The sequence below is a fragment of the Azotobacter armeniacus genome (genome assembly GCF_054779355.1).
In genome coordinates, this window is record NZ_BAAGYK010000134.1 from 1 (window position 1) to 19,578 (window position 19,578).

Below are 19,578 nucleotides of genomic sequence, written 5' to 3' on the forward strand. Positions count from 1 at the left end.
GCTGCGCAGAATCCAGAAGTTGCCGGAGCTGGTGAGATCGTTTTTCCGCCACCCGGACTGCCGATATACAGCAGCATGACATTACTTTTTAAAAGATTAGTAACCTGGAGCAGTGGCATACAGTTCCATGGCAATTTAAAAGCGACTCAAACCACTACTTCCTGAGACCAAGCAGCCAGGATGTACGGCTTCCTATCGACCGGTTAAGGAAAAAGCCCTGCTGGCTGAGTTGTTTGTCGTGATGGCGCCCATCTTTATCGTGATCGTGGCGGGAGTCTGTACCTCAATTCCGGCAACAGGGGGTTGCCGATCAGCCTTCATGCCTTCGGCGAGGAGGGGCTGGCGCTAGCAGTGGCCTTCTTTCTGGTGCTTTCGGTGGGATACTTCACCTTGGGCATGGTGCTTTCCGGCGCCGAGCATTCCTTCAGGAGGCTGTTGGTCAACCCGATCATTGTCGGTCTCGGATTGGTCCTGCCGATCCTGCTGCTCGACCTTGAGTGCCGCTCTGGCAGGGCAATACCGTGCAACTGCTCGGTGGCATGGCCATCCCGGTGATGCTGATCACCCTGGGCGTGCGCTGGCCAGCATCCGTACCCGCCAGCTTGGGTCAGGGCATGCTGCTCGGTGCGCTGCGGATTCTCTGCAGAGCCGGCGCGGCCTGGTGCCGGGGCTGTCATCGCTGGCGCAGGGGGGGTGGTCACGCAGTCGGCCATGCCGGTAGTGGTATTCAACTACCAGTTCCTGTTCGCCGTGTGCTCCCCGGAGCCGGTGGCGAGTCCGGTGTTGTGCTCGACCTTTCTGGCGTTCGGTTTGCTTCTGCCATTGCTGGCCTGGTGGCTGTCGACGGTACGTTGAGTCGATGGATGCACCGGGCGACAGCGTTCTACCCCATCAAATGGTTCAGGTTGGGTAGGATCAGGAGCACCAGGATGGTGAAAACGATCAGGCCGACTTGCCTGACTTTTTTGGGTTGTCTGAACATGCTCTGCCTTTCTTATTGTTGATATGACATTGGGTCATTTTTACAATGCATGTCTTGTGCCATGAGGTGACTCCCTTTCATTTCGAAGGGTGCTGACTCATAGGGAAAACTTTAAAGGATTTTCACTCGGGCATGTAGAAGGATTTTGCGTGTTTTTTGTTTTTTATATCATTTTGTTATTGGTATTGACCATCCATGCGATTGTGTTCGCCGGCTAGGGCATGTTCCGAAGGGGCCATGTTTATGGCCATCTGTCCGAAACTTGGGAAACAGTGGGATTCAGGGCGTTATGGTGATTCACCGCCCAAAACTGACTTGGCTGTCCCCATTAATGTGCGGTCTATTGAATTTTGGGTAGAGGTAATTGGCTGTGCTGTTGTCCGCGCAATATGGTGACGCATTTCTGGGTGAAAGGAGGCATGCCGATGATTCGGTGCAAACTTTCCAACGCGTCTACTGGGGCCAGCTTGGCCGGGCTGGCGCTCGTGGCCTTGATTGGCTTGGCTCTGGCTCCGCTGAGCCATAGCCCTTGGGGAGTGGTTCAGCTGTTCTTTAGCAGTCTCTTCGCTTCCCTGGCTCTGGCCTGGCCCAGGATGGCGCCATTTCGCCATGGCGAGCAGGTGCTGCGGATCCGACTCTCCGGCTAAGCGCATGAATTTTTTGAAAAAAGCTTTGCTTTCTAATCGTTGTTCGGATAGATTACGCGCCGTCGACGGGCAAGAAGGTCCGTAGATGTCCGGTGGGGTGTCCGAGCGGTTGAAGGAGCACGCCTGGAAAGTGTGTATACGGGAAACCGTATCGAGGGTTCGAATCCCTCCCCCACCGCCAGATTGAAAACAAGGGCCCCGAGAGATCGGGGCCTTTGCGTTTTCAGGGTGGATATGTCGGGCGGTCTGCAATGGCCGTGTCCTTTTGTCCTTACTGCTTTCTCCGGCCTTTCAGGTCGATAGCCCGGAGAAGCTGCCATGGCGTCGGGAGCGTCCATCCGGCCCATAGAGGGAATGTCCGGCCGCTTCGTGCAGGAAGTTCAGAATGCGCTGGTTGTGTCCCAGGCGATTGCGAATGGTGTCACCGTTGAGGCGGTTCAGCAGTTGGGCATGGGTGGCCAATTCGAGCAGGCGTTGCCAGGCTGGAAGGCAGCCGGCATCCAGGGCGGCTTGTTCGGCTCCGCGGCGTCCTGCGCCGTAGCCAAGCTTGATCTGGGCGTTGCTGCGCTGGTTTTCCAGGTGTTCGAGTTCGGCAAGCAGCGTCTGCTTTGTGGTGGCCAGGCCGGTCAGGCGTCGGCCATCGATATCGGCTTTGATCAGAGCTTGCTGCTCCTCTTCAAGCAGTCCGATAAAGCGCCGCAGGGTCTGTTGCTGGGTCGCAAGGTGCTTGCTCAGGCTCATGGAAGTCCTTTCAGGCGAGAAAACTCAAGCCCCGGCGTCGTCGAGTAATTCGCGGACACTCTCGATCAATCCTTCGGCTATGCGTTCAGGGCGAATCTGCAGGCGACCTTCGCCAATTGCTTGGCGGATTTCTGCGACACGGACTATATCGATGTCTTGCGTTGCATCCGCCTCTGCGGCCTGGCTGATGTGGGCAATTGCGGCGGGCGATTCCGGCTGTGCAAGGGGCTCGTCGCGGCGGATGCGAGGGCTGGTCTCCCTGATTTCGGGCAGCTGTGCAGCAGTCGGTAGGGTAGAGCTGTCGATTTTCACGGTGGCTTTCTCTCGCAATGTTTCCAAGACGAAGTATCGGCCCCTGGCAGGCAAACTTGAACTGCCAGTTTGCCAAAATGCGAAAGCTGCCAGCTGGGGCTCACTGGCTGGCCTGTAGTCGATTGCGACCAATGACCCTGCCGCGCAGTATTTTCCCCCCTTCGGTGCGTGCTCGTACTTCGCTGTCCAGGCCGCCGCTGTCGAGTGCGGTGGCTTCCCGGCTGACAATGAAGCCGGGTCCCCGAGCCTCGAAGACAATTCGGGCATTGCGCTCGATCAGTTCGGGGGTGCGCAGGGCGTTGCGCCGGAGTGTGCTGCCCTCGGCGAAGGCGCGAATGGCCTGCATACCGAGAATCTCTCCTGCTGAGGTCGCAACGTTGCGAGGCAGGCGCTCCAATCGGCCCTCTCGCATCGCAAGCATGCTGGGCTCGATGATTTCGCCGGGCTCGATCATGCGCCGGGCGACCACGTATTCCCCAAGGATGCCGATGGAGGCCTGCAGGTAGCGGTGCGGCTGGCTTTCTCCAGGACAGTGAACGCCCATGGTGAGCCGTCCCTGTAAGCGCTGGTTGGGTTGCGGCAGGAACGGCTGGGGGTCGTCGCAGTCGGGAAAGCTGGCGGCTGGGCGCTCGATCTCGATGCGCACGTCCTGCCGATCGCCGGCTGGCAAGCGCTGCAGGATCAGTTCGCGGACCCTGGTTTCCAGCAGGTCTGGCGCGGCCTCGGCCGGCTGGCTTGGCAGCCAGGCCAGAAGGCATAGCAGCACCTTCAAGGGGAGGCGAAGCGGAGGAAGACTCGACATGCGGTTGTTCCGTCGGCGGCGAGGCAGAAATTCTAGGGAGTAGGCCGCTGGGACAAGGGCAGAATTGGTCGGTAAATGCGGGCCTGTTTCTGCCTTTGCCCTGGAAAGTGTGCCGCTATTCTGCCACTACATAAATGACCCAATAAGGAATCGCAGGCATGCTCGACAAACTCGATGCCTCGCTGCGCTTTCAACAGGAAGCCTTGAGTCTGCGCTCCGAGCGCCAGCATGTGTTGGCCGGCAATATCGCCAATGCTGACACGCCGGAGTTTCGTGCGCGGGATTTCGACTTTTCCCGTGAGCTGGCCAGGGCAGTCAAGGATGGGGGGAGGGTTTCCTCCATGCGCCTGACGACCACCTCATCGCGGCATTTGCAGGGAACCTCAGAGGCGTTCGCGGTGCGCGAGCTGCTCTATCGGGTTCCTGACCAGCCCAGCCTGGACGGAAACACCGTGGACATGGATCGCGAGCGGACCCAGTACCTCGACAACACGGTGCGCTACCAGGCCAGTCTGACCTTTTTGAACAGCCGCCTGCAGGGGCTTAAGACTGCCATGCAACCGGAGTGAAGGGGGTAGGTAAAAAAGCATGTCGATGTTCAGTGTCTTCGATATCGCCGGCTCGGCACTAAGCGCGCAGTCGCAGCGGATGAACGTGACCGCCAGCAACCTGGCCAACGTGGACAGTGTGGGTAGCGAGGATGGTCAGGCCTATCGTGCCAGGCAGGTGCTCTTCGAAGCCCAGGCTCGGGGGCGCTCAGGTATTGGCGGTGTGCGTGTGACTCAGGTCGTGGAAGATCCTTCGCCATTGCGTCAGGAATATCGCCCCGAGCATCCGCTGGCCGACGGAGAGGGCTACGTGAGCCTGCCCAACGTCGAGCCAGTGCACGAGATGGTCAACATGATCGCCGCTTCGCGCTCCTACCAGGCCAATGTCGAAGTGATGAACACCAGCAAGCAGTTGCTGCTGAAAACCCTGACGCTTGGCGAGGGCTGAATTCTTCCATGAGCACCATCGACACTTCGGTCGTCAACGCCCTCAACGGCAATGTCGGCACGACGCAGAGCAAGAACACCGCCGAAGAGCTGCGGGAAAACTTCATGACCCTGCTGGTGACGCAGTTGCAGAACCAGGATCCCCTCAATCCCATGGAGAACTCCGAGCTGACCTCGCAGCTGGCGCAGATCAATATGCTGAACGGCATCGAGGAGCTGAACACGACGCTGGAAAGCATCACTGGGCAGATCGACGAGAGCCAGGCCCTGCAGGCCGCTGCGCTGGTCGGGCATGGCGTGCTGGTGCCCGGCAACCAAGTACTGGTCGGTAACCAGGTAGCGACGGCGTTCGGCATCGAGCTGGCGAAGCCGGCCGATCAGGTCAAGGTGACCATCACCAACGGCAATGGCCAGGTAGTGCGCCAGTTCGACCTGGGGGCGCTGGACGCCGGCGTGCAGTCCTTCGTCTGGGACGCCACTCTGGACGATGGCAGCGCGGCTCCGGACGGCGCCTACACCGTAAGCATCAAGGCCAGCGCCGAGGGTGAGACTCTCTCGCACACCACCCTTCACTATGCCGAGGTCAGTGGCGTCACCCGCAGCAGCGGGGGGCTGCAGTTGGACCTGGGAGCTGTGCAGGGAAGCGTCGCTCTCAAGGATATTCGCCAGATTCTCTAAGCAAGTCTCCCGCCGATCAAAGATTCCCGGCCAGCCGGGCAGCCGGCCGCCATAACCTTCACGGAGCAGAACATGGGTTTTTCGCAGGCATTGAGCGGTCTCAACGCCGCTTCCACTAACCTCAACGTGGTGAGCAACAACATCGCCAACTCGCAGACCGTCGGTTTCAAGAGTTCCACCACCCTGTTCGCCGACGTCTATGCCGGTGCCAAGGTTGGCCTGGGGACCCGGGTCGCGGCCGTGATGCAGAACTTCAACTCCGGCAACCTGGAAACCACAGACCGCGGGCTCGACCTGGCCATCAGCGGTTCGGGCTTCTTCCGGCTGGAGCAGGGCGGCCAGGTGGTCTACTCGCGCAACGGCCAACTGAGCCTGAGCGCCGACGGTTACCTGGAGAATGCCCAGGGCGCCCGCTTGATGGGAGCGGACGGCGTCATCCAGATCCCCTCCGAAGGCTTGCAGGCCAGTCCGACGGATGAGGTCGAGGCCACCCTGAATCTGGATGCCGGTGCCGATGCAGTGACGGCGACTTTCGATGCGACCGACTCGGCCACCTATTCCTACGCCAATACCGCCACGGTGTACGACTCCCTGGGCAATGCTCATGAATTGAGCTTGTACTTCACCAAGACCGGCACCAATACCTGGGAAGTGCATGCCGCCCTTGACGGAGATGTATCGGCAAACTCGCAGAGCGTCAATTTCACTTCCAGCGGCGTGCTCGATGCCGCCTATGCGGCAAGCGACTTCATCTTCGCCATGACCAATGGCGCCGCCGGCATCGATTTCGAGCTGGATCTGACCGGCACCACCCAGTTCGGCAACGACTTCGAGGTGTCCAGCCTGACCCAGAGCGGCTACACCGCCGGCAGTCTGGTGGGTTTCAGCGTGGACGAGAACGGCAACATCATTGGCAACTACTCCAACGAGCAGAGCCAAGTTCTCGGCCAGATCCAACTGGCCAGTTTCCGCAACCCGGAAGGTCTGCAGCCGCTGGGCGACAACGTTTGGGTGGAAACCGCGGCTTCGGGACAGCCCCTGGTGGGCATGGCTGGCGTCGGGCAGCTCGGAACGGTCGAAAGCGGTGTGGTGGAAACCTCCAACGTCGACCTGACCAAGGAGTTGGTGAGTCTGATCATCGCCCAACGCAACTTCCAGGCCAACGCCCAGTCGGTCAAGACCCAGAGTGACGTGCTCGAGCAAGCGGTCAACCTCGGCCGCTGACGGAGCCTGATCCATGGATCGTATGCTATTCACCGCGATGAGCGGCGCCAAGCAGAGCCTCGACCAGCAGGCGGTGGTCAGCCACAACCTGGCCAACGCGGTGACGCCGGGCTTCCGTGCCCAACTGATGGAGCTTCAGGCGGTGCCGGTCGACGGCGAGGGCTTGCCGACCCGTACCTCGGTGCGGGTCGCCACCGTCGGCGTCGACTTCACACAGGGGCCGGTCACCCGCACCGGTCGCGGCCTGGATGTGGCGCTCGACGACGATGCCTGGCTAGCGGTACAGGCCGCCGACGGTAGCGAGGCCTATACCCGCCGCGGCGACGTGCAGATCGACGGCAACGGCATGATGACGGTGGCTGGCCATCCGGTGATCGGCGATGGCGGCCCCTTGCTGGTGCCGCTGGGCAGTGAGGTGACGATCGGCAGCGACGGTACCGTCAGCGTGGTGGAGGAAGGGCAGGATCCCGATACCAGCGCCGCGGTGGGCCGCCTGAAGCTGGCGACCGCCGCTCCCGGCGAGCTCGAGCGCGGTGAGGACGGCCTGTTCCGTGCGCCGCCGGGCGCCGACGGAGCCCCGCAGCCGCTGGCTGCCGACGAAACCGCGCGGCTGGTTACCGGTGCCCTGGAGGGCAGCAACGTCAGTGCCACCGAAGCCATGGTGGCGATGATCGACAATGCGCGGCGCTATGAAATGCAGATGAAGGCCATCGCTAGCGCCGACGACAACGCGCAGCGCGCCAACAGCCTGCTGTCCCTGCAGGGCTGACAGGCGCGGCCGTCGCGACGGCCGTGAACGGAGGAAATTTCACCGATGATCAGATCGTTGTGGACGGCCAAGACCGGCCTCGAGTCCCAGCAGGTGCAGATGGACGTGATCGCCAACAACCTGGCGAACGTCGGCACCAATGGCTTCAAGCGCACCCGCGCGGTATTCGAGGACCTGCTCTACCAGAACCTGCGCCAGCCCGGGGCCGACAACACCACCCAGACCAAGCTGCCGTCCGGTCTGCAGATCGGTACCGGCGTGCGTCCGGTGGCCACCGAGCGCCTGCACAGCCAGGGCAACTTGCAGGGGACCGAAAACTCGAACGACCTGGCGATCAACGGCAAGGGCTTCTTCCAAGTCGAGATGCCCGACGGCACCACCGCCTACACCCGCGACGGCAGCTTCCAGCTCGACGAGAACGGCCAGATGGTCACCTCCAGTGGTTACCTGCTGATGGGTGGCGTCACCATTCCCGAAAACGCCCTATCGGTGACCGTCAGCCAGGATGGCATCGTCTCGGTGACCCAGCCCGGCAACGCCCAGCCCAACCAGGTCGGCCAGCTCAACCTGGCGCTGTTCATCAATCCGGCCGGCCTGCAGAGCATCGGCGAGAACCTCTACTTGGAAACCGCCAGCTCGGGGGCGCCCAACGAGAACATCCCGGGCACCAACGGTGCTGGCCGCCTCTACCAGGGCTACGTGGAAACCTCCAACGTCAATGTGGTGGAAGAGATGGTCAGCATGATCCAGACCCAGCGTGCCTACGAGATCAACAGCAAGGCCGTGGAAACCTCGGACGAGATGCTCGCGCGTCTGACCCAGCTGTAAGCGCATGGCGAGGAATAGTCGAGTGTTCCGTCCATGTAGGCTTCGCCCGGGCCAGGGCCTGCTGCTGGCCGCTCTGCTGTCCGCGACCGGCTGCGCGCAGCTGCCGCGGACTTCGGTGGTCCGGGATGAGCCGATGGAGGCTCCCCGGATGCCGCCCAGGCAGGCCAATGGCTCCATCTTCCAGACCGGCCATATCTACCAGCCTCTGTTTGAGGACCGCCGTCCGCGGATGGTTGGCGACATCCTGACCATAGTGCTCAATGAGCAGGTCAGCGCCAGCAAGAACTCGGCCTCCAATGCCAACCGTTCGGGGGGAATGTCGCTGGGCTTCTCCACGACTTCGGACAAGCCGGAAAAGGTGGGCGAGTTCGGCGCCGACGCCTCGAGCGGCAACGACTTTGCCGGCAGCGGCGCATCGCGGGCGAACAATTCCTTCACCGGCACCATCACCGTGACGGTGCTGCAGGTAATGCCCAACGGCAATCTGCGCGTGGTCGGCGAAAAGCAGATCGCCATCAACCAGGGCACCGAGTTCATCCGCTTCTCCGGCATGGTCAATCCGCGCACCATCACCGTGCAGAACACGGTGTCGTCGACCCTGGTGTCTGATGCCCGCATCGAATACGTCGGCGATGGCTACATCAACGAGGCCCAGCACATGGGCTGGCTGCAGCGCTTCTTCCTCAATGTGTCCCCATTCTGATGCATCCTGACATGGCTGATTCCGTTTCCCGTGCCCGACCCGCGTCCTTCGCCACTACGGCATGCCGGGCGCTGTGCCGGCTGCTCTGTCTCGCCTGCCTGCTGCTCCCGGTCGGGGCGGCGGCCGAGCAGGTGCGCGACATCGCCGATTTCGCCGGCGTGCGCAACAACGTGCTGGTCGGCTACGGCCTGGTTGTTGGCCTGGACGGAACCGGCGATCAGACCACCCAGACGCCCTTCACCGAACAGGGGCTGACCAACATGCTGTCGCAGCTAGGAATCACCGTGCCCTCCGGCAGCAACATGCAGATGCGCAACGTCGCGGCGGTGATGGTGACCGCCAACCTGCCGCCGTTCGCCCGCCCCGGCCAGCAGGTCGACGTCGTTGTTTCCTCCATCGGCAATGCCCGTAGCCTGCGCGGCGGCACCCTGCTGATGACGCCGCTCAAGGGGATGGATGGGGAAACCTACGCCCTGGCCCAGGGCAACCTGCTGGTGGGCGGGGTCGGCGCTCAGGCCAACGGCAGCAGCGTACAGATCAACCAGCAGGCCGGCGGACGGATCGCCCGCGGCGCGCTGGTCGAGCGCGAGGTGCCGCTTGAGCTCGGCAATGCCAGGGGCGAGCTCGATCTGTATCTGCGCTATCCCGACTTCGCCACTGCCCGGCGGGTGGTGCTCGCCATCAACAACGAATTCGGCCGTACCGTGGCCAGCGCCCGGGACGGCGGCCTGATCCGCCTGCAGGGGCCGTCGTCGCCGAACGAGCGGGTCAACTTCATGGCGCGGGTGGAGGGCGTCCAGGTCATGCCGATCTCGGAACGGCCCAAGGTGATCGTCAACTCGCGCACCGGCGCCGTGGTGCTCAACGGCACGGTCAAGCTGCACCGGGCGGCCGTGGCGCACGGCAACCTGTCGATCGTCATCGACACCGACAACCGGGTATCCCAGCCGGAGCCGTTCAGCCGGGGGCGGACGGTGGTGGCGCCGAACAGCGAGATTTCCATCGAGCAGCAGGGCGGCGCCCTGCATTTGGTCGAGGGCAGCGCCGATCTGATGGATGTGGTCAAGGCGCTCAACGCCCTGGGCGCCACGCCCCAGGATCTGATGTCGATCCTCGAGGCGCTGAAGGCCGCCGGCTCCCTGCGCGCCGAACTGGAGATCATCTGATGGGCGTGGCCGCGCTCGGCGAGCGTTTCGCCCTCGACCTGCAGGGGCTGCAGCGCCTCAAGCACACCGCCCGCGAGGACTCGCCGGCCGCACTGCGCGAGGTGAGCAAGCAGTTCGAGGCGCTGTTCCTGCAGGCAATGCTGAAAAGCATGCGCGAGGCTAGCCCGCAATCGGGCCTATTCGACAGCGCACAGACGCGGTTGTATACCGAGCTGCTGGACCAGCAGTGGGCGCAGCATCTGGCCGGACATGGCCTGGGACTGGCCGAGCAGTTGGCTGGCCAGCTGCGCGGGACCGGCCAGGCGACAGGCGCCAAGGATAACGCCAGGGAGGAGGATCTGCTGGCCGGTATCCCGCGAGGCACGCCGCGACCGCTGTACGGCAGCGTGGCGCTTTCGCCTGGCGCGCAGGCCGAGGGCGAGCGAACGGTGGAGTCGCGGACCCCGCTGGGTGTCGTGGTGGAGCGTCCGGCACATGTGACGGACTTCCTCGCCCGCCTGCAGGCGCCGGCGCAGCGTGCCAGCCGCGCCAGCGGCGTGCCCGCCGGGCTGATCCTCGCCCAGGCGGCCCTGGAAACCGGCTGGGGGCGGCGGCAGATCACCACGGCCAACGGCGGCGACAGCCACAATCTGTTCGGCATCAAGGCTGGCACTCACTGGCGCGGAGCGACTGTCGACGTGCTGACCACCGAGTATGCCGACGGCCAGGCACAGAAGCGGGTGGAGCGGTTCCGTGCCTATCCGTCCTTTGAGGCCGCCATGGCCGACTACGCCCGCCTGATCGGCAACAATCCCCGCTACGCCGGGGTGGTGGCCGCGCAGGACGCCAGTCAGGCTGCTCAGGCGCTGCAGCAGGCCGGCTACGCCACCGATCCGGCCTACGCCGACAAGCTGATCGCGGTAATGGCTACCCTCGGCCCGCTCGGTCAGACGCACGAGATCGCTCGCCTGGACGCGGCGGACATGGGGCAGGCGGCGGGGGCTCGGGACTGAGCACAGGATAGCCCCCGAAGGGCCACCCGGGACGTGGCGGGTGCGCCCGCCTCAAGTCTTCGTCACAGCAGCCGATAACCTGAAACAAGCTGCGAAAGGGAAGGTTTCATGAGCATTTTCTCCATCGGCATCAGTGGTCTGAATGCCGCCCAGATGGCATTGAGCACCACCTCGAACAACATCACCAACGTCTACACGGACGGCTACAACCGCCAGACCACCCTGCTAGGCGAGAGTGGCGTGGGCAATGGTGTGCAGGTCAATGGCGTGCAGCGCCAGTTCAGCCAATTCGTCGCCAGCCAGCTCAACCAAGCTACCAGCAACTCCAGTGCGCTGGATACCTACGAGACCCAGATCACCCAGATCGACAACCTGCTGGCCGATAGCGAGGCGGGATTGGCGCCCCTGTTGCAGAGCTTCTTTTCCTCCCTGCAGGATCTCGCCTCGTCGCCCTCCGACCCGGCCGCCCGCCAGGGACTGATCGGCACGGCCGACACCCTGACCGCGCAGTTCCGGGCCTTCGACAGCTATCTGGAGGATATGCAGCGGGGCGTCAACGGGCAGATCAAGGACGTGGTCTTCCAGATCAACAACACGGCCGAGCAGATCGGCATGCTCAACCGCGAGATCAGCTTGGCCAAGGCCAAGACCGGCACGGCACCGAACAGCCTGCTGGACCAGCGAGACCAACTGGTCGCCGAGCTGAGCACGATGGTCGACGTGGACCTGACCATCCAGGACGGCGGCAGCTACAACATCAGTATCGGCAACGGCCAGGCCCTGGTTGCCGGCACCCGCAGCTTCGCCCTGGAGACCATGGCTTCGTCCGCCGATCCGACGCGCACTGTGGTCGGTTATCAGGACGGCGCCGGCAACCTGCGCGAATTCGCCGAAACCACCTTCAAGGGTGGCGAACTGGGAGGGCTGATGACCTTCCGCAGGGAAACCCTGGACAAGACCCAGAATCAGCTCGGCCAGCTCGCCGTGTCCCTGGCGCAGGGCTTCAACGCCCAGCACGCCGAGGGTGTCGATCTCAATGGCGATCCTGGCCAGGATTTTTTCTCCATCGGCGAGCCGACCGTCTACAGTAATGCCAACAATGCCAGTGCCGCCTACCTGGAGGCGACTTTCTCCGAGGATCTGAGCGGGCTGACCGCCAGCGATTACGATGTGAAATTCTCGGCGGCCGACGGCTATACCGTGACCCACCGCGACACCGGCGAAACCCTCGCCTTCGCAGCCGCCGCTACCACTCTCGAGTTCGGCGGCATGAGCGTGGCGGTCAACGGCACCCCGGCCGATGGCGACCGCTTCCTCATCCAGCCGACCCGCCGCGCCGCCGGCCAGCTGGATAACGTCATCCAGGACACCTCGCTGATAGCTGCCGGCCAGGCCGCCGACGGTACCGGCAGCGGCGACAACCGCAACGCCCTGGCCCTGCAGAACCTGCAGAGCAAGGCGCTGGTCGGCGGCATCGCTACCCTCAGCCAGGGCTATGCGGCGATAGTCGGCGATGTCGGCAACCGGGCCAACGTGGTGCAGGTCAACCTGGCCGCGCAGAAGGGGCTCACCCAGCAGCTGCGTGCCCTGCAGCAGTCGGAATCCGGGGTCAACCTGGACGAGGAAGCGGCCAACCTGATCCGTTACCAGCAGTATTACCAGGCCAGCGCCAAGGTCATCGAGGTGGGGGCGACCGTACTCGACACCCTGCTCGGCCTCGACGCCTGATCCCGGAGGATAGCCAAGCATGCGCATCAGCACCGTCACCATGTTCGAGCAGAGCCTGAGCTCGATGGTCCGTCAGCAGAGCGAGTACCTCAAGGTTGGCCAGCAGATTGCCAGCGGCCGCCGGGTAATCAATCCCTCCGACGATCCCCAGGCCGCCTCGCAGGCGGTCGGCGTCGCCCAGTCGGCGGCGGTCAACCAGCAATATACCGACGCCCGGATCAGCACCCGCAACGCCCTCTCTCAGGAAGAGAGCGTGCTGGACTCCATCGGCGACGCCATCGTCAGTGCCAAGACCCTGTTGGTGCAGGCCGGCAACGGTACGCTCAGCGACGCCGACCGCTCCTCCCTGGCCAGCGAGCTTAACGGCATCTACGCGGCCCTGCTCGGCCAGGCCAATGCCACCGACGGCAATGGGCGCTATCTGTTTGGCGGCTACCAGGACAGCAGTCCGCCGTTCGTCAAGGACAACCTCACCGGCAGCGTCTCCTACCAGGGCGACGAGGGCGTGGTGACCCAGCGGGTGGACGCTTCGCGACTCATGCCCAGCGCCGACAACGGCAAGCAGATCTTCCAGACCGTGCATAGCTCCGCCGGATATCTGGCTCATGCCGCCGAGGGGAACACCGGCAGCGCTACCTTTACCGGGCCCAGCGTGCTGAGTGCGGGGGATGCGAACTTCGGCATCGGCTTCACCATCGATTTCGTAGCCGTGGCCGGCGAGACTCACTATCGCATCGATGGCGTTGACCAAGGGGGCTATTCCTCGGGCATGAGCCTCAGTGTCAACGGCCTGTCCCTGACCCTGGAGGGCATGCCGGCGGACGGCGACTCGATCGCCGTGAGCGCCGCTGATGAGGCCGATCCCGACCTGTTCCGCACCCTCAAGAACATGCTCGATGCGTTGAATACGCCGGTGCAGACCGACGCCGATCGGGCACGCCTACGGAACACCCTGTCCACTTCCAGCCGCGAGCTGGACAATGCCCTGGACAACGTGCTGACCACCCGCGCTTCGGTGGGCGCCCGTCTGAACGAGCTGGACGTACTCGACACGGTGGGCGGCAACCGCATGCTGAACTACGAGCAGACCCTGTCCGATCTGATCGACCTGGACTACAACGCGGCCATTTCCGAATACAGCCTGCGCCAGGTGGGGCTGCAGGCGGCGCAGAAGGCCTTCGTCGACATCCAGCAGCTGTCGCTGTTCAAGCTGCTCTGAGGCAGCGCACCCGGGAGCGGGAACTGAGGCGAGTCAGCTACTCGCCTCAGGCTTCCGGCACTGCCAGGCTGGCGATCAGCCGTGCAAGAAATTCCAGACCACTGCGAAACAGCCCTTCGAGAAAGCCTCCCCTATCGGTCATCAGCACGGTCAGCAGCGCCAGGCCGACGCTCAGCGACAGCGGGAAGCCCACTGAGAATACCGTCAGCTGCGGCGCCGAGCGGTTGAGGATGCCCATCGCCAGGTTGATGATCAGCAGCGAAGCCACCAGCGGGAGGGCCAGCAGAAGTCCGGAGACGAAGATGCTGCCGCCGTAGCGGGCGAGCATCTCCCAGGCGGCCGGATCGAGGCGCAGCAGGCCGATCGGCAGGCTGCTGAAGGTGCCGGCGAGCAGCTCGAGCTCCAGCAGATGGCCGTCGAAGGCAAGGAACATCAGCAGCGCGATCATGTACAGCAGGCGCGAGAGGACCATGCTGTTGGTGCCGGTGTCCGGGGAGAAGAAGGTGGCGAACGCCAGGCCCATCTGCAGGCCGATGATGTCGCCGGCCGTTTGGGTCGCGGCGAGGGTGACGCGCATGACCATGCCGATAGCAAGGCCGATCAGCATCTGCTCGACCATGATGCCCAGGCCCGCCCAGGAGAACACCGGCACCGTTGGCAGCGGCGGCAGACTGGGACTCAGCAGCACGCTCAGCAATACCGCCAGAGCGATCTTCACACGGGCGGGAACGCTGGTGTGGCCGAGCAGCGGGGCGACCAGCAGAAAGGCGCCGATCCGGCAGAGCGGCCAGAAGAAGCTGACCAGCCATAGCTGCAGTTGCGCGTAGTCGACCTCGACCACGGCTCAGCCGAGCATGCCGGGCAGGTTCGTGAACAGTTCCCGGGTGAAGTCGCAGATCAGCTGAATCATCAGCGGGCCGGCCAGTACCAGCATGGCGAATACGCCGAGGATCTTCGGAATGAACGAAAGGGTCATCTCGTTGATCTGGGTGGCTGCCTGGAAAAGGCTGACCAAAAGGCCAATCAGCAGTGCGGCTAGCAGCAGCGGCGCGGCGAGGAACAGGGTGACACGCATGCCCTGGTGGGCCAGGTCCATGACCATTTCAGGCGTCATCGTGCGGTACCTCTCAGGGGAAGGTTACAGGTGGAAGCTCTGCGCCAGCGAGCCGATCAGCAGTTGCCAGCCATCGACGAGTACGAACAGCATCAGCTTGAAGGGCAGTGAGATGGTCGCCGGCGGCACCATCATCATGCCCAGCGCCATCAGCACACTGGCCACCACCAGATCGATGATCAGGAAGGGGATGAAGAGGGTGAAGCCGATCTGGAAGGCGGTCTTGAGTTCGCTGGTGACGAAGGCCGGCATCAGCACCCGAATGGGCACCTGCTCCGGTCCTTCGAGTTCGTCGATCCCGGCCAGACGGGTGAACAGGGCCAGATCGCCCTGGCGGGTCTGCGCCAGCATGAACTGGCGGAAGGGCTGGCTGCCGGTGTCGAGGAGCTGCTCGAAATTGATCTCGTCGCGGGAGAAGGGTAGCCAGGCGCTCTGGTAGGTCCGCTCCAGCACCGGCGACATGACGAAAAAGGTGAGGAACAGCGCCAGGCCGAGCAGCACCTGGTTGGGCGGTGCCGCCGGGGTGCCGATGGCGGTGCGCAGCAGGCCGAGGACGATGATGATGCGGGTGAAGCCGGTCATCATCAGCAGCAGGGCTGGGAGAAAGGCCATGGAGCTGAGCAGCAACAGGGTCTGCAGGCTCAGCGACCATTGCTGGCCGCCATCCGCCAGCGGCTGGCTGGTGAGGGCGGGCAGGGTCTGGCCCAGCACGATGTCCGGCAGGAGGGCCAGGGCGAGCGCGACGACGCTCAGGCGCAGGGCGGGCAGGCTCATGGTCGCTCCGGCTGCTCCGCATTGCGTCCACCCAGGCGCTGCCTGATGACGCCGGCGAAGCGCTCGGCGAAAGTGTCGCCGGCCACGCTGGGCGTATCGGTCGGCGCTGCCGGGGGCGCCGGCAGCTCGTGCAGCTTGCTGATCTGACCGGCAGTGACGCCGAGCACCAGCCAGGTGTCCTGCACCTCGACGATCACCAGCCGTTCCCGTTGCCCGAGCAGGGTGCTGCCGATCACCCGCAGGTGTTGGCCGGGCCATGGCCGGGCCGGGCCGATACGGCGCAGCAGCCAGCTGCAGAGGACGATCAGGCCCATCACCAGGGCCAGGGCCAGGGCGGTCTTGCCCAGGGCGGCGAAGCCCAGCAGGTTGTCGGTGCCGGTCGGGCCGGTGAGGCTGGCGGTGCTCATCGGTTGAGTTTCTGCACCCGCTCGGAGGGCGTGACAATTTCAGTGATGCGGATGCCGTACTTGTCGTCCACCACCACCACCTCGCCCTGGGCGATCAGGTAGCCATTGATCAGGATGTCCATCGGTTCGCCGGCCAGGCCTTCCAGCTCCACCACCGAGCCCTGGGCCAGCTCCAGCAGCTGCTTGATGGTGATGCGCGTGCGGCCGAGCTCGACGCTGAGCTTGACCGGGATGTCCATGATCATTTCCAGATCGCGCATGGCGCCGCCGGCGGGGGCCTTGGCGATCGGCTTGAACACGCTCTCGCCTGCGCTCTGCGGGCTGGGGGCAGGGGCGGTGGCAGCCTGTTCGGCGAGGGCAGCGGCCCAGGGATCCTCGCCAGCCGCGGGATCGGCCTGCTCGGCCATGGCGCTGGCCCAGTCGTCCTCCAGGGTGTTCAGGTCGGGTTTGTTCAGATCAGTCATTGTTCGGATTCCTTGGCGGCGGGCAGGGGGCCTTTGACGAATCGGTCGGTCGTCGTGCTGGCGGCCGCGGACGAGTGGTCGATCAGCTCCTTGACGAGCAGGGCGCGCAGGCCGTTCTGGTTGCCGTACTCGCAGCGCATAACCGGTACGCCGTCGACTCGGGCGGTGACCCTTTCCGGCAGCTCGATGGGCAGGATGTCGCCGACCTTGAGCGCCATCACCTGGGCGATGCGGGTATCGATGCTGGCGAAGTCGGCGATCAGCTCGACCTGCGACTGCTTCAGTTCGGTCGCCATGCGCTTGCCCCACAGGCGGTCCTCGTCCGGATGGCTGTCGGTCAGCGGACCGTTGAGCAGACTGCGCAGCGGTTCGATCATCAGGTAGGGCATGACGATGTTGAAGTCGCTGGCCAGGTTGCCGACCTCCAGATGGAAGGTGGTGTTGATCACGATCTCGTTGGGTGAGCTGGTGATGTTGGCGAACTTGGCCTGCATCTCCGAGCGCAGGTAGTCGATCTCCAGCGGGTACACCGACTTCCAGGCGCTCTGGTAGGCCTCCACCGCCAGCCCCAGCAGGCGGCGGATGATGCGCTGCTCGGTATGGGTGAATTCGCGCCCCTCGGACTTGGTGAGAAAGCGGCCGTCGCCGCCGAACAGGTTGTCCACCACCATGAATACCAGGTTGGGTGGAAAGACCACCAGAGCCGTGCCGCGCAGGGGTTTCATGGCCAGCAGGTTGATGTTGGTCGGCACCGGCACGTTACGCGCGAACTCGCTGTAACTCTGATAGCGCACGCTGTCGACGGTGATGTCGGCGCTGCGCCGGATCAGGTTGAACAGGCTCATGCGAAAGTAGCGGGCGAAGCGCTCATTGATGATGTCCAGCGCGTGCAGACGCTCGCGGATCACCCGGTGCTGGGTCGCCGGATTGTAGGGACGGATGCGCTGTTCGCCGGAGGGCTCGCTGGGCGAGGTGTCTTCCTCGCCGCTGACCCCCTTGAGCAGCGCGTCGATCTCTTCCTGGGAGAGCAGGTCGTCTTGGGCCATGGTGTTATTGCACGATGAAGTCGGTATAGAGCACGTCGTTCAGCTTCAGGGCCGGCTGCGGCGTCGTCATGGGCGTTTGCAACTGATCGAGGATCCTCGCGGAGAGCGCTTCCTTGCCGTTGGGCGTCAACAGCTCTGCGGCGGTCTGGGCGGTGAAGAGCTTCAGCAGACGGCTGCGCACTTGGGGCATGTACTGCTTGAGGAAGTCTTCGGAGGCCTTGTCCGCCACCTGCAGGGATAGGCCGACGTACAGCAGGCGCTCCTCGTGCTGCTCGCCGCGCAGGTTGATGGTGAAGGGCGCGACCGGGACGAAGATCGGCGCCAGGATCGGTTCCGCCTCGACGGCCTCATCGGCACCAGTGTTCCCCTTGCCCATAAGGAAATACATGCCCGCCGCGCTGCCGGCCGCAGCGACGAGAACCAGAAGAATGACCAGCAGCCATGGGGTTTTCCTGGCGTCTGCGGTACGGGTATTGCTCATGACGTGTGCCCTGTGGGAGGAGATGTCTGCTCAAGCGCAGGGAAGAAAAGTATGACGACAGGCCCTAAGCTCCGAAGGGGCGATAAGACCCCGGTATCGCGCGTATCTTCCGGTTTTGCCTGGCCAGACGGATCTGACCGGGCAGGTCCGGCCGGTTCAGGCGTAAAGGTCGATGCCTCCGTTGGTGCGGGCGACGGGCGGAGTGTTTGCCTCAAGCCGGCTGCCTTCATCGGCACTGCCCAGCTGCCAGCCGCCGCTGCGTCCGTTCGGCGTTTCCTGCCCACCTCGTGGCTGCTGTTGTTGCTCGCCCACCGAGGCTTCGCCGAGGGTTATGCCCTGCTCGGCGAGCGCCTCGCGCAATTGCGGGATGGCCTGTTCGACGGCGGCCCGCACCTGCGGATGGGCGGAAAGGAACTGCGCCTGGGCAGTGGATTCCCCCAGCTTGAGGCTGATCGACAGGGGGCCGAGTTCGGCCGGATGCAGATGCAGTTCGATCTCCTGCTCGCCGCGCTGCTGCAGGTTGAGCAGTTGCTGGCCGAGTCCACGCTGCCACTCAGGACTGGCCAGCGGTGCGGTCAGGTTGGCGGCAGCGGAGCTGCCCCCCATCGCGAAGCCGCCAGCGGACGGGCTGTGGGTAGTGAGCGGGAGCGGGCCGCCGTTGCCCGGCAAGCCCTCGATGCTGTCCGGGAGGCTGTCGCCTGTCTGGACAGTCTCGGAAGGTGGCAGCGTATAGCTCGCCCGTTCGTTGCCAGCGAACTCCGGCTGCCCGGTGCCTGCCGGCGGGATTGACGCTGTGGGCTCGGTCTGTTCGGCGCCGTCGGGGGCCGTCTGGTGGAGCGGCTGCCCGGCGTTCGCCGCCGGCCCTGCCGCGGGCGCAGCGATAGTCGCGGCACCGCTCGCGATCTGGAGCGGGGGTATGGCGGACTGTGCTGACTGGTCTGTCGTGGTGGCTGGATTGCCCGCTGCGTCCGCGGCGGTTGCCGGCAATGCCTGGGCCTGACCGGTGGGATCAGGGACGGCCAGTTGTCCGGCGCTTTCGATCGCCTGTAGACGCGAGCGGATGCGCTGCAGATTGTCGGGGGTGCCGGCCTCAGGACTGCCGGGGACGGCAAGGGACACCGCTGGCAGAGTCGGGATGGGCGCACCCGGCAGGAGCATGCCGGCCAGATCGGTCGGGGGCGCCTTGGAGGTTTCGTTCGCTTGCGGGTTGTCCGTTTTTTCTTCCTGGCCGCTCAGGCTGCCTGTCGAGCGAGCAAGGGACAGGCCCGGCAGACTGGGCGTGGCGAGCGGCAGTGGAGTACCGGCCGGAGCGGTTGGCATTTCCGCGGCGGCAGTGCGGACGGTTCGAGCCTCCGGGGTGGAGGCTTCGGCGTGCACTTGGCGGCCGGCCGCCTGGTCGAGGCTGCGGGCGAAGCCGTTGGTGTCGCTGGAAGGAGGGGGGGGCGGCGTCGCGGACGCTGCGGCGCCGGACGGGGGGCTGGCTGGCAGGGCGATGATATCCATGAA

At 64.2% G+C, this 19,578-nt stretch carries 24 protein-coding genes and 1 tRNA gene; 14 read left to right on the forward strand and 11 right to left on the reverse strand.

What is annotated here, in order from left to right; genetic code table 11:
- Positions 1 to 303 precede the first annotated feature (303 nt).
- From ACYVD0_RS17740 to ACYVD0_RS17750, 3 genes are all read left to right on the forward strand, one after another.
- Positions 304 to 555 (forward strand): hypothetical protein, encoded by a 252-nt coding sequence (locus ACYVD0_RS17740; RefSeq protein ID WP_460428037.1) that lies wholly within the window; start codon positions 304 to 306, stop codon positions 553 to 555.
- A gap of 156 nt (positions 556 to 711) precedes the next feature.
- The gene (locus tag ACYVD0_RS17745; RefSeq protein ID WP_460428038.1) at positions 712 to 855 is read left to right on the forward strand and encodes a hypothetical protein; all 144 of its coding nucleotides are present in this window, start codon (positions 712 to 714) and stop codon (positions 853 to 855) included.
- An 865-nt stretch (positions 856 to 1,720) separates the two neighbouring features.
- A tRNA-Ser gene (locus ACYVD0_RS17750) sits at positions 1,721 to 1,810 on the forward strand.
- A 110-nt stretch (positions 1,811 to 1,920) separates the two neighbouring features.
- Here ACYVD0_RS17750 and ACYVD0_RS17755 read toward each other — a convergent pair.
- The 3 genes from ACYVD0_RS17755 to flgA form a co-directional block, all read right to left on the reverse strand.
- Positions 1,921 to 2,370, reverse strand: coding sequence for a flagella synthesis protein FlgN (locus tag ACYVD0_RS17755; protein ID WP_460428039.1), 450 nt, complete (start codon positions 2,368 to 2,370; stop codon positions 1,921 to 1,923).
- A gap of 24 nt (positions 2,371 to 2,394) precedes the next feature.
- Positions 2,395 to 2,682 carry a flagellar biosynthesis anti-sigma factor FlgM gene (gene flgM, locus ACYVD0_RS17760; RefSeq protein WP_460428040.1) on the reverse strand — a complete coding sequence of 96 codons (288 nt, stop codon included), beginning with the start codon at positions 2,680 to 2,682 and terminating at the stop codon, positions 2,395 to 2,397.
- 100 nt (positions 2,683 to 2,782) lie between these two features.
- Positions 2,783 to 3,484: a flagellar basal body P-ring formation chaperone FlgA gene (gene flgA, locus ACYVD0_RS17765; RefSeq protein ID WP_460428041.1), complete on the reverse strand. Its 702-nt coding sequence runs from the start codon at positions 3,482 to 3,484 to the stop codon at positions 2,783 to 2,785.
- 158 nt (positions 3,485 to 3,642) lie between these two features.
- Between flgA and flgB the strand changes: the two genes are divergently transcribed.
- The 11 genes from flgB (at position 3,643) to flgL (ending at position 13,786) form a co-directional block, all read left to right on the forward strand.
- The gene (flgB, locus tag ACYVD0_RS17770) at positions 3,643 to 4,053 is read left to right on the forward strand and encodes a flagellar basal body rod protein FlgB (protein ID WP_460428042.1); all 411 of its coding nucleotides are present in this window, start codon (positions 3,643 to 3,645) and stop codon (positions 4,051 to 4,053) included.
- Between the two features lie 19 nt (positions 4,054 to 4,072).
- Complete coding sequence (flgC, locus tag ACYVD0_RS17775; RefSeq protein ID WP_460428043.1) at positions 4,073 to 4,480, forward strand: flagellar basal body rod protein FlgC; 408 nt, start codon at positions 4,073 to 4,075, stop codon at positions 4,478 to 4,480.
- Positions 4,481 to 4,488: 8 nt separating this feature from the next.
- Complete coding sequence (gene flgD / locus ACYVD0_RS17780; protein WP_460428044.1) at positions 4,489 to 5,157, forward strand: flagellar hook assembly protein FlgD; 669 nt, start codon at positions 4,489 to 4,491, stop codon at positions 5,155 to 5,157.
- A gap of 72 nt (positions 5,158 to 5,229) precedes the next feature.
- Positions 5,230 to 6,381, forward strand: coding sequence for a flagellar hook protein FlgE (gene flgE / locus ACYVD0_RS17785; RefSeq protein WP_460428045.1), 1,152 nt, complete (start codon positions 5,230 to 5,232; stop codon positions 6,379 to 6,381).
- A gap of 13 nt (positions 6,382 to 6,394) precedes the next feature.
- Positions 6,395 to 7,150 (forward strand): flagellar basal body rod protein FlgF, encoded by a 756-nt coding sequence (locus tag ACYVD0_RS17790; protein ID WP_460428046.1) that lies wholly within the window; start codon positions 6,395 to 6,397, stop codon positions 7,148 to 7,150.
- A gap of 45 nt (positions 7,151 to 7,195) precedes the next feature.
- Positions 7,196 to 7,978: a flagellar basal-body rod protein FlgG gene (gene flgG, locus ACYVD0_RS17795; protein WP_460428047.1), complete on the forward strand. Its 783-nt coding sequence runs from the start codon at positions 7,196 to 7,198 to the stop codon at positions 7,976 to 7,978.
- Positions 7,979 to 8,000: 22 nt separating this feature from the next.
- A complete protein-coding gene (locus ACYVD0_RS17800; RefSeq protein WP_460428048.1) occupies positions 8,001 to 8,681 on the forward strand; it encodes a flagellar basal body L-ring protein FlgH in 681 nt (226 codons plus the stop codon).
- Positions 8,682 to 8,692: 11 nt separating this feature from the next.
- A complete protein-coding gene (locus ACYVD0_RS17805; RefSeq protein ID WP_460428049.1) occupies positions 8,693 to 9,847 on the forward strand; it encodes a flagellar basal body P-ring protein FlgI in 1,155 nt (384 codons plus the stop codon).
- Positions 9,847 to 10,839, forward strand: a complete 993-nt coding sequence (gene flgJ, locus ACYVD0_RS17810; protein WP_460428050.1) for a flagellar assembly peptidoglycan hydrolase FlgJ — start codon at positions 9,847 to 9,849, stop codon at positions 10,837 to 10,839. The genes ACYVD0_RS17805 and flgJ overlap by 1 nt, the downstream gene beginning before the upstream one ends.
- Positions 10,840 to 10,947: 108 nt before the next feature.
- Positions 10,948 to 12,567 (forward strand): flagellar hook-associated protein FlgK, encoded by a 1,620-nt coding sequence (gene flgK / locus ACYVD0_RS17815; protein WP_460428051.1) that lies wholly within the window; start codon positions 10,948 to 10,950, stop codon positions 12,565 to 12,567.
- Between the two features lie 19 nt (positions 12,568 to 12,586).
- Entirely contained in the window at positions 12,587 to 13,786 is a 1,200-nt protein-coding gene (gene flgL, locus ACYVD0_RS17820) for a flagellar hook-associated protein FlgL (protein ID WP_460428052.1), read from the forward strand.
- A gap of 46 nt (positions 13,787 to 13,832) precedes the next feature.
- On the opposite strand, the gene fliR is transcribed toward flgL, so the two are convergent.
- The 8 genes from fliR to ACYVD0_RS17860 form a co-directional block, all read right to left on the reverse strand.
- The gene (fliR, locus tag ACYVD0_RS17825) at positions 13,833 to 14,627 is read right to left on the reverse strand and encodes a flagellar biosynthetic protein FliR (RefSeq protein WP_460428053.1); all 795 of its coding nucleotides are present in this window, start codon (positions 14,625 to 14,627) and stop codon (positions 13,833 to 13,835) included.
- A gap of 3 nt (positions 14,628 to 14,630) precedes the next feature.
- A complete protein-coding gene (fliQ, locus tag ACYVD0_RS17830) occupies positions 14,631 to 14,900 on the reverse strand; it encodes a flagellar biosynthetic protein FliQ (RefSeq protein WP_460428054.1) in 270 nt (89 codons plus the stop codon).
- Positions 14,901 to 14,924: 24 nt separating this feature from the next.
- Positions 14,925 to 15,674 (reverse strand): flagellar type III secretion system pore protein FliP, encoded by a 750-nt coding sequence (gene fliP / locus ACYVD0_RS17835; protein ID WP_460428055.1) that lies wholly within the window; start codon positions 15,672 to 15,674, stop codon positions 14,925 to 14,927.
- Complete coding sequence (gene fliO, locus ACYVD0_RS17840) at positions 15,671 to 16,081, reverse strand: FliO/MopB family protein (protein WP_460428056.1); 411 nt, start codon at positions 16,079 to 16,081, stop codon at positions 15,671 to 15,673. Before fliO ends, fliP begins: the two co-directional genes overlap by 4 nt.
- Positions 16,078 to 16,545 carry a flagellar motor switch protein FliN gene (gene fliN, locus ACYVD0_RS17845; protein WP_460428057.1) on the reverse strand — a complete coding sequence of 156 codons (468 nt, stop codon included), beginning with the start codon at positions 16,543 to 16,545 and terminating at the stop codon, positions 16,078 to 16,080. The genes fliO and fliN overlap by 4 nt, the downstream gene beginning before the upstream one ends.
- Positions 16,542 to 17,591: a flagellar motor switch protein FliM gene (fliM, locus tag ACYVD0_RS17850; RefSeq protein ID WP_460428058.1), complete on the reverse strand. Its 1,050-nt coding sequence runs from the start codon at positions 17,589 to 17,591 to the stop codon at positions 16,542 to 16,544. Before fliM ends, fliN begins: the two co-directional genes overlap by 4 nt.
- A gap of 4 nt (positions 17,592 to 17,595) precedes the next feature.
- Positions 17,596 to 18,072 (reverse strand): flagellar basal body-associated FliL family protein, encoded by a 477-nt coding sequence (gene fliL, locus ACYVD0_RS17855; RefSeq protein WP_460428059.1) that lies wholly within the window; start codon positions 18,070 to 18,072, stop codon positions 17,596 to 17,598.
- Between the two features lie 156 nt (positions 18,073 to 18,228).
- Positions 18,229 to 19,575 carry a flagellar hook-length control protein FliK gene (locus ACYVD0_RS17860; RefSeq protein WP_460428060.1) on the reverse strand — a complete coding sequence of 449 codons (1,347 nt, stop codon included), beginning with the start codon at positions 19,573 to 19,575 and terminating at the stop codon, positions 18,229 to 18,231.
- Between the last annotated feature and the right edge of the window lie 3 nt (positions 19,576 to 19,578).

Excerpts from the sequence above, each read along its gene's own strand:
- ACYVD0_RS17745 (WP_460428038.1), top strand. The coding sequence starts at position 712 with ATGCCGGTAGTGGTATTCAACTACCAGTTCCTGTTCGCCGTGTGCTCC.
- ACYVD0_RS17755 (WP_460428039.1), bottom strand. The coding sequence starts at position 2,370 with ATGAGCCTGAGCAAGCACCTTGCGACCCAGCAACAGACCCTGCGGCGC.
- flgA (WP_460428041.1), bottom strand. The coding sequence starts at position 3,484 with ATGTCGAGTCTTCCTCCGCTTCGCCTCCCCTTGAAGGTGCTGCTATGC.
- flgB (WP_460428042.1), top strand. The coding sequence starts at position 3,643 with ATGCTCGACAAACTCGATGCCTCGCTGCGCTTTCAACAGGAAGCCTTG.
- flgC (WP_460428043.1), top strand. The coding sequence starts at position 4,073 with ATGTCGATGTTCAGTGTCTTCGATATCGCCGGCTCGGCACTAAGCGCG.
- flgD (WP_460428044.1), top strand. The coding sequence starts at position 4,489 with ATGAGCACCATCGACACTTCGGTCGTCAACGCCCTCAACGGCAATGTC.
- flgE (WP_460428045.1), top strand. The coding sequence starts at position 5,230 with ATGGGTTTTTCGCAGGCATTGAGCGGTCTCAACGCCGCTTCCACTAAC.
- ACYVD0_RS17790 (WP_460428046.1), top strand. The coding sequence starts at position 6,395 with ATGGATCGTATGCTATTCACCGCGATGAGCGGCGCCAAGCAGAGCCTC.
- flgG (WP_460428047.1), top strand. The coding sequence starts at position 7,196 with ATGATCAGATCGTTGTGGACGGCCAAGACCGGCCTCGAGTCCCAGCAG.
- ACYVD0_RS17805 (WP_460428049.1), top strand. The coding sequence starts at position 8,693 with ATGGCTGATTCCGTTTCCCGTGCCCGACCCGCGTCCTTCGCCACTACG.
- flgJ (WP_460428050.1), top strand. The coding sequence starts at position 9,847 with ATGGGCGTGGCCGCGCTCGGCGAGCGTTTCGCCCTCGACCTGCAGGGG.
- flgK (WP_460428051.1), top strand. The coding sequence starts at position 10,948 with ATGAGCATTTTCTCCATCGGCATCAGTGGTCTGAATGCCGCCCAGATG.
- flgL (WP_460428052.1), top strand. The coding sequence starts at position 12,587 with ATGCGCATCAGCACCGTCACCATGTTCGAGCAGAGCCTGAGCTCGATG.
- fliQ (WP_460428054.1), bottom strand. The coding sequence starts at position 14,900 with ATGACGCCTGAAATGGTCATGGACCTGGCCCACCAGGGCATGCGTGTC.
- fliP (WP_460428055.1), bottom strand. The coding sequence starts at position 15,674 with ATGAGCCTGCCCGCCCTGCGCCTGAGCGTCGTCGCGCTCGCCCTGGCC.
- fliO (WP_460428056.1), bottom strand. The coding sequence starts at position 16,081 with ATGAGCACCGCCAGCCTCACCGGCCCGACCGGCACCGACAACCTGCTG.
- fliN (WP_460428057.1), bottom strand. The coding sequence starts at position 16,545 with ATGACTGATCTGAACAAACCCGACCTGAACACCCTGGAGGACGACTGG.
- fliM (WP_460428058.1), bottom strand. The coding sequence starts at position 17,591 with ATGGCCCAAGACGACCTGCTCTCCCAGGAAGAGATCGACGCGCTGCTC.
- fliL (WP_460428059.1), bottom strand. The coding sequence starts at position 18,072 with ATGAGCAATACCCGTACCGCAGACGCCAGGAAAACCCCATGGCTGCTG.
- ACYVD0_RS17860 (WP_460428060.1), bottom strand. The coding sequence starts at position 19,575 with ATGGATATCATCGCCCTGCCAGCCAGCCCCCCGTCCGGCGCCGCAGCG.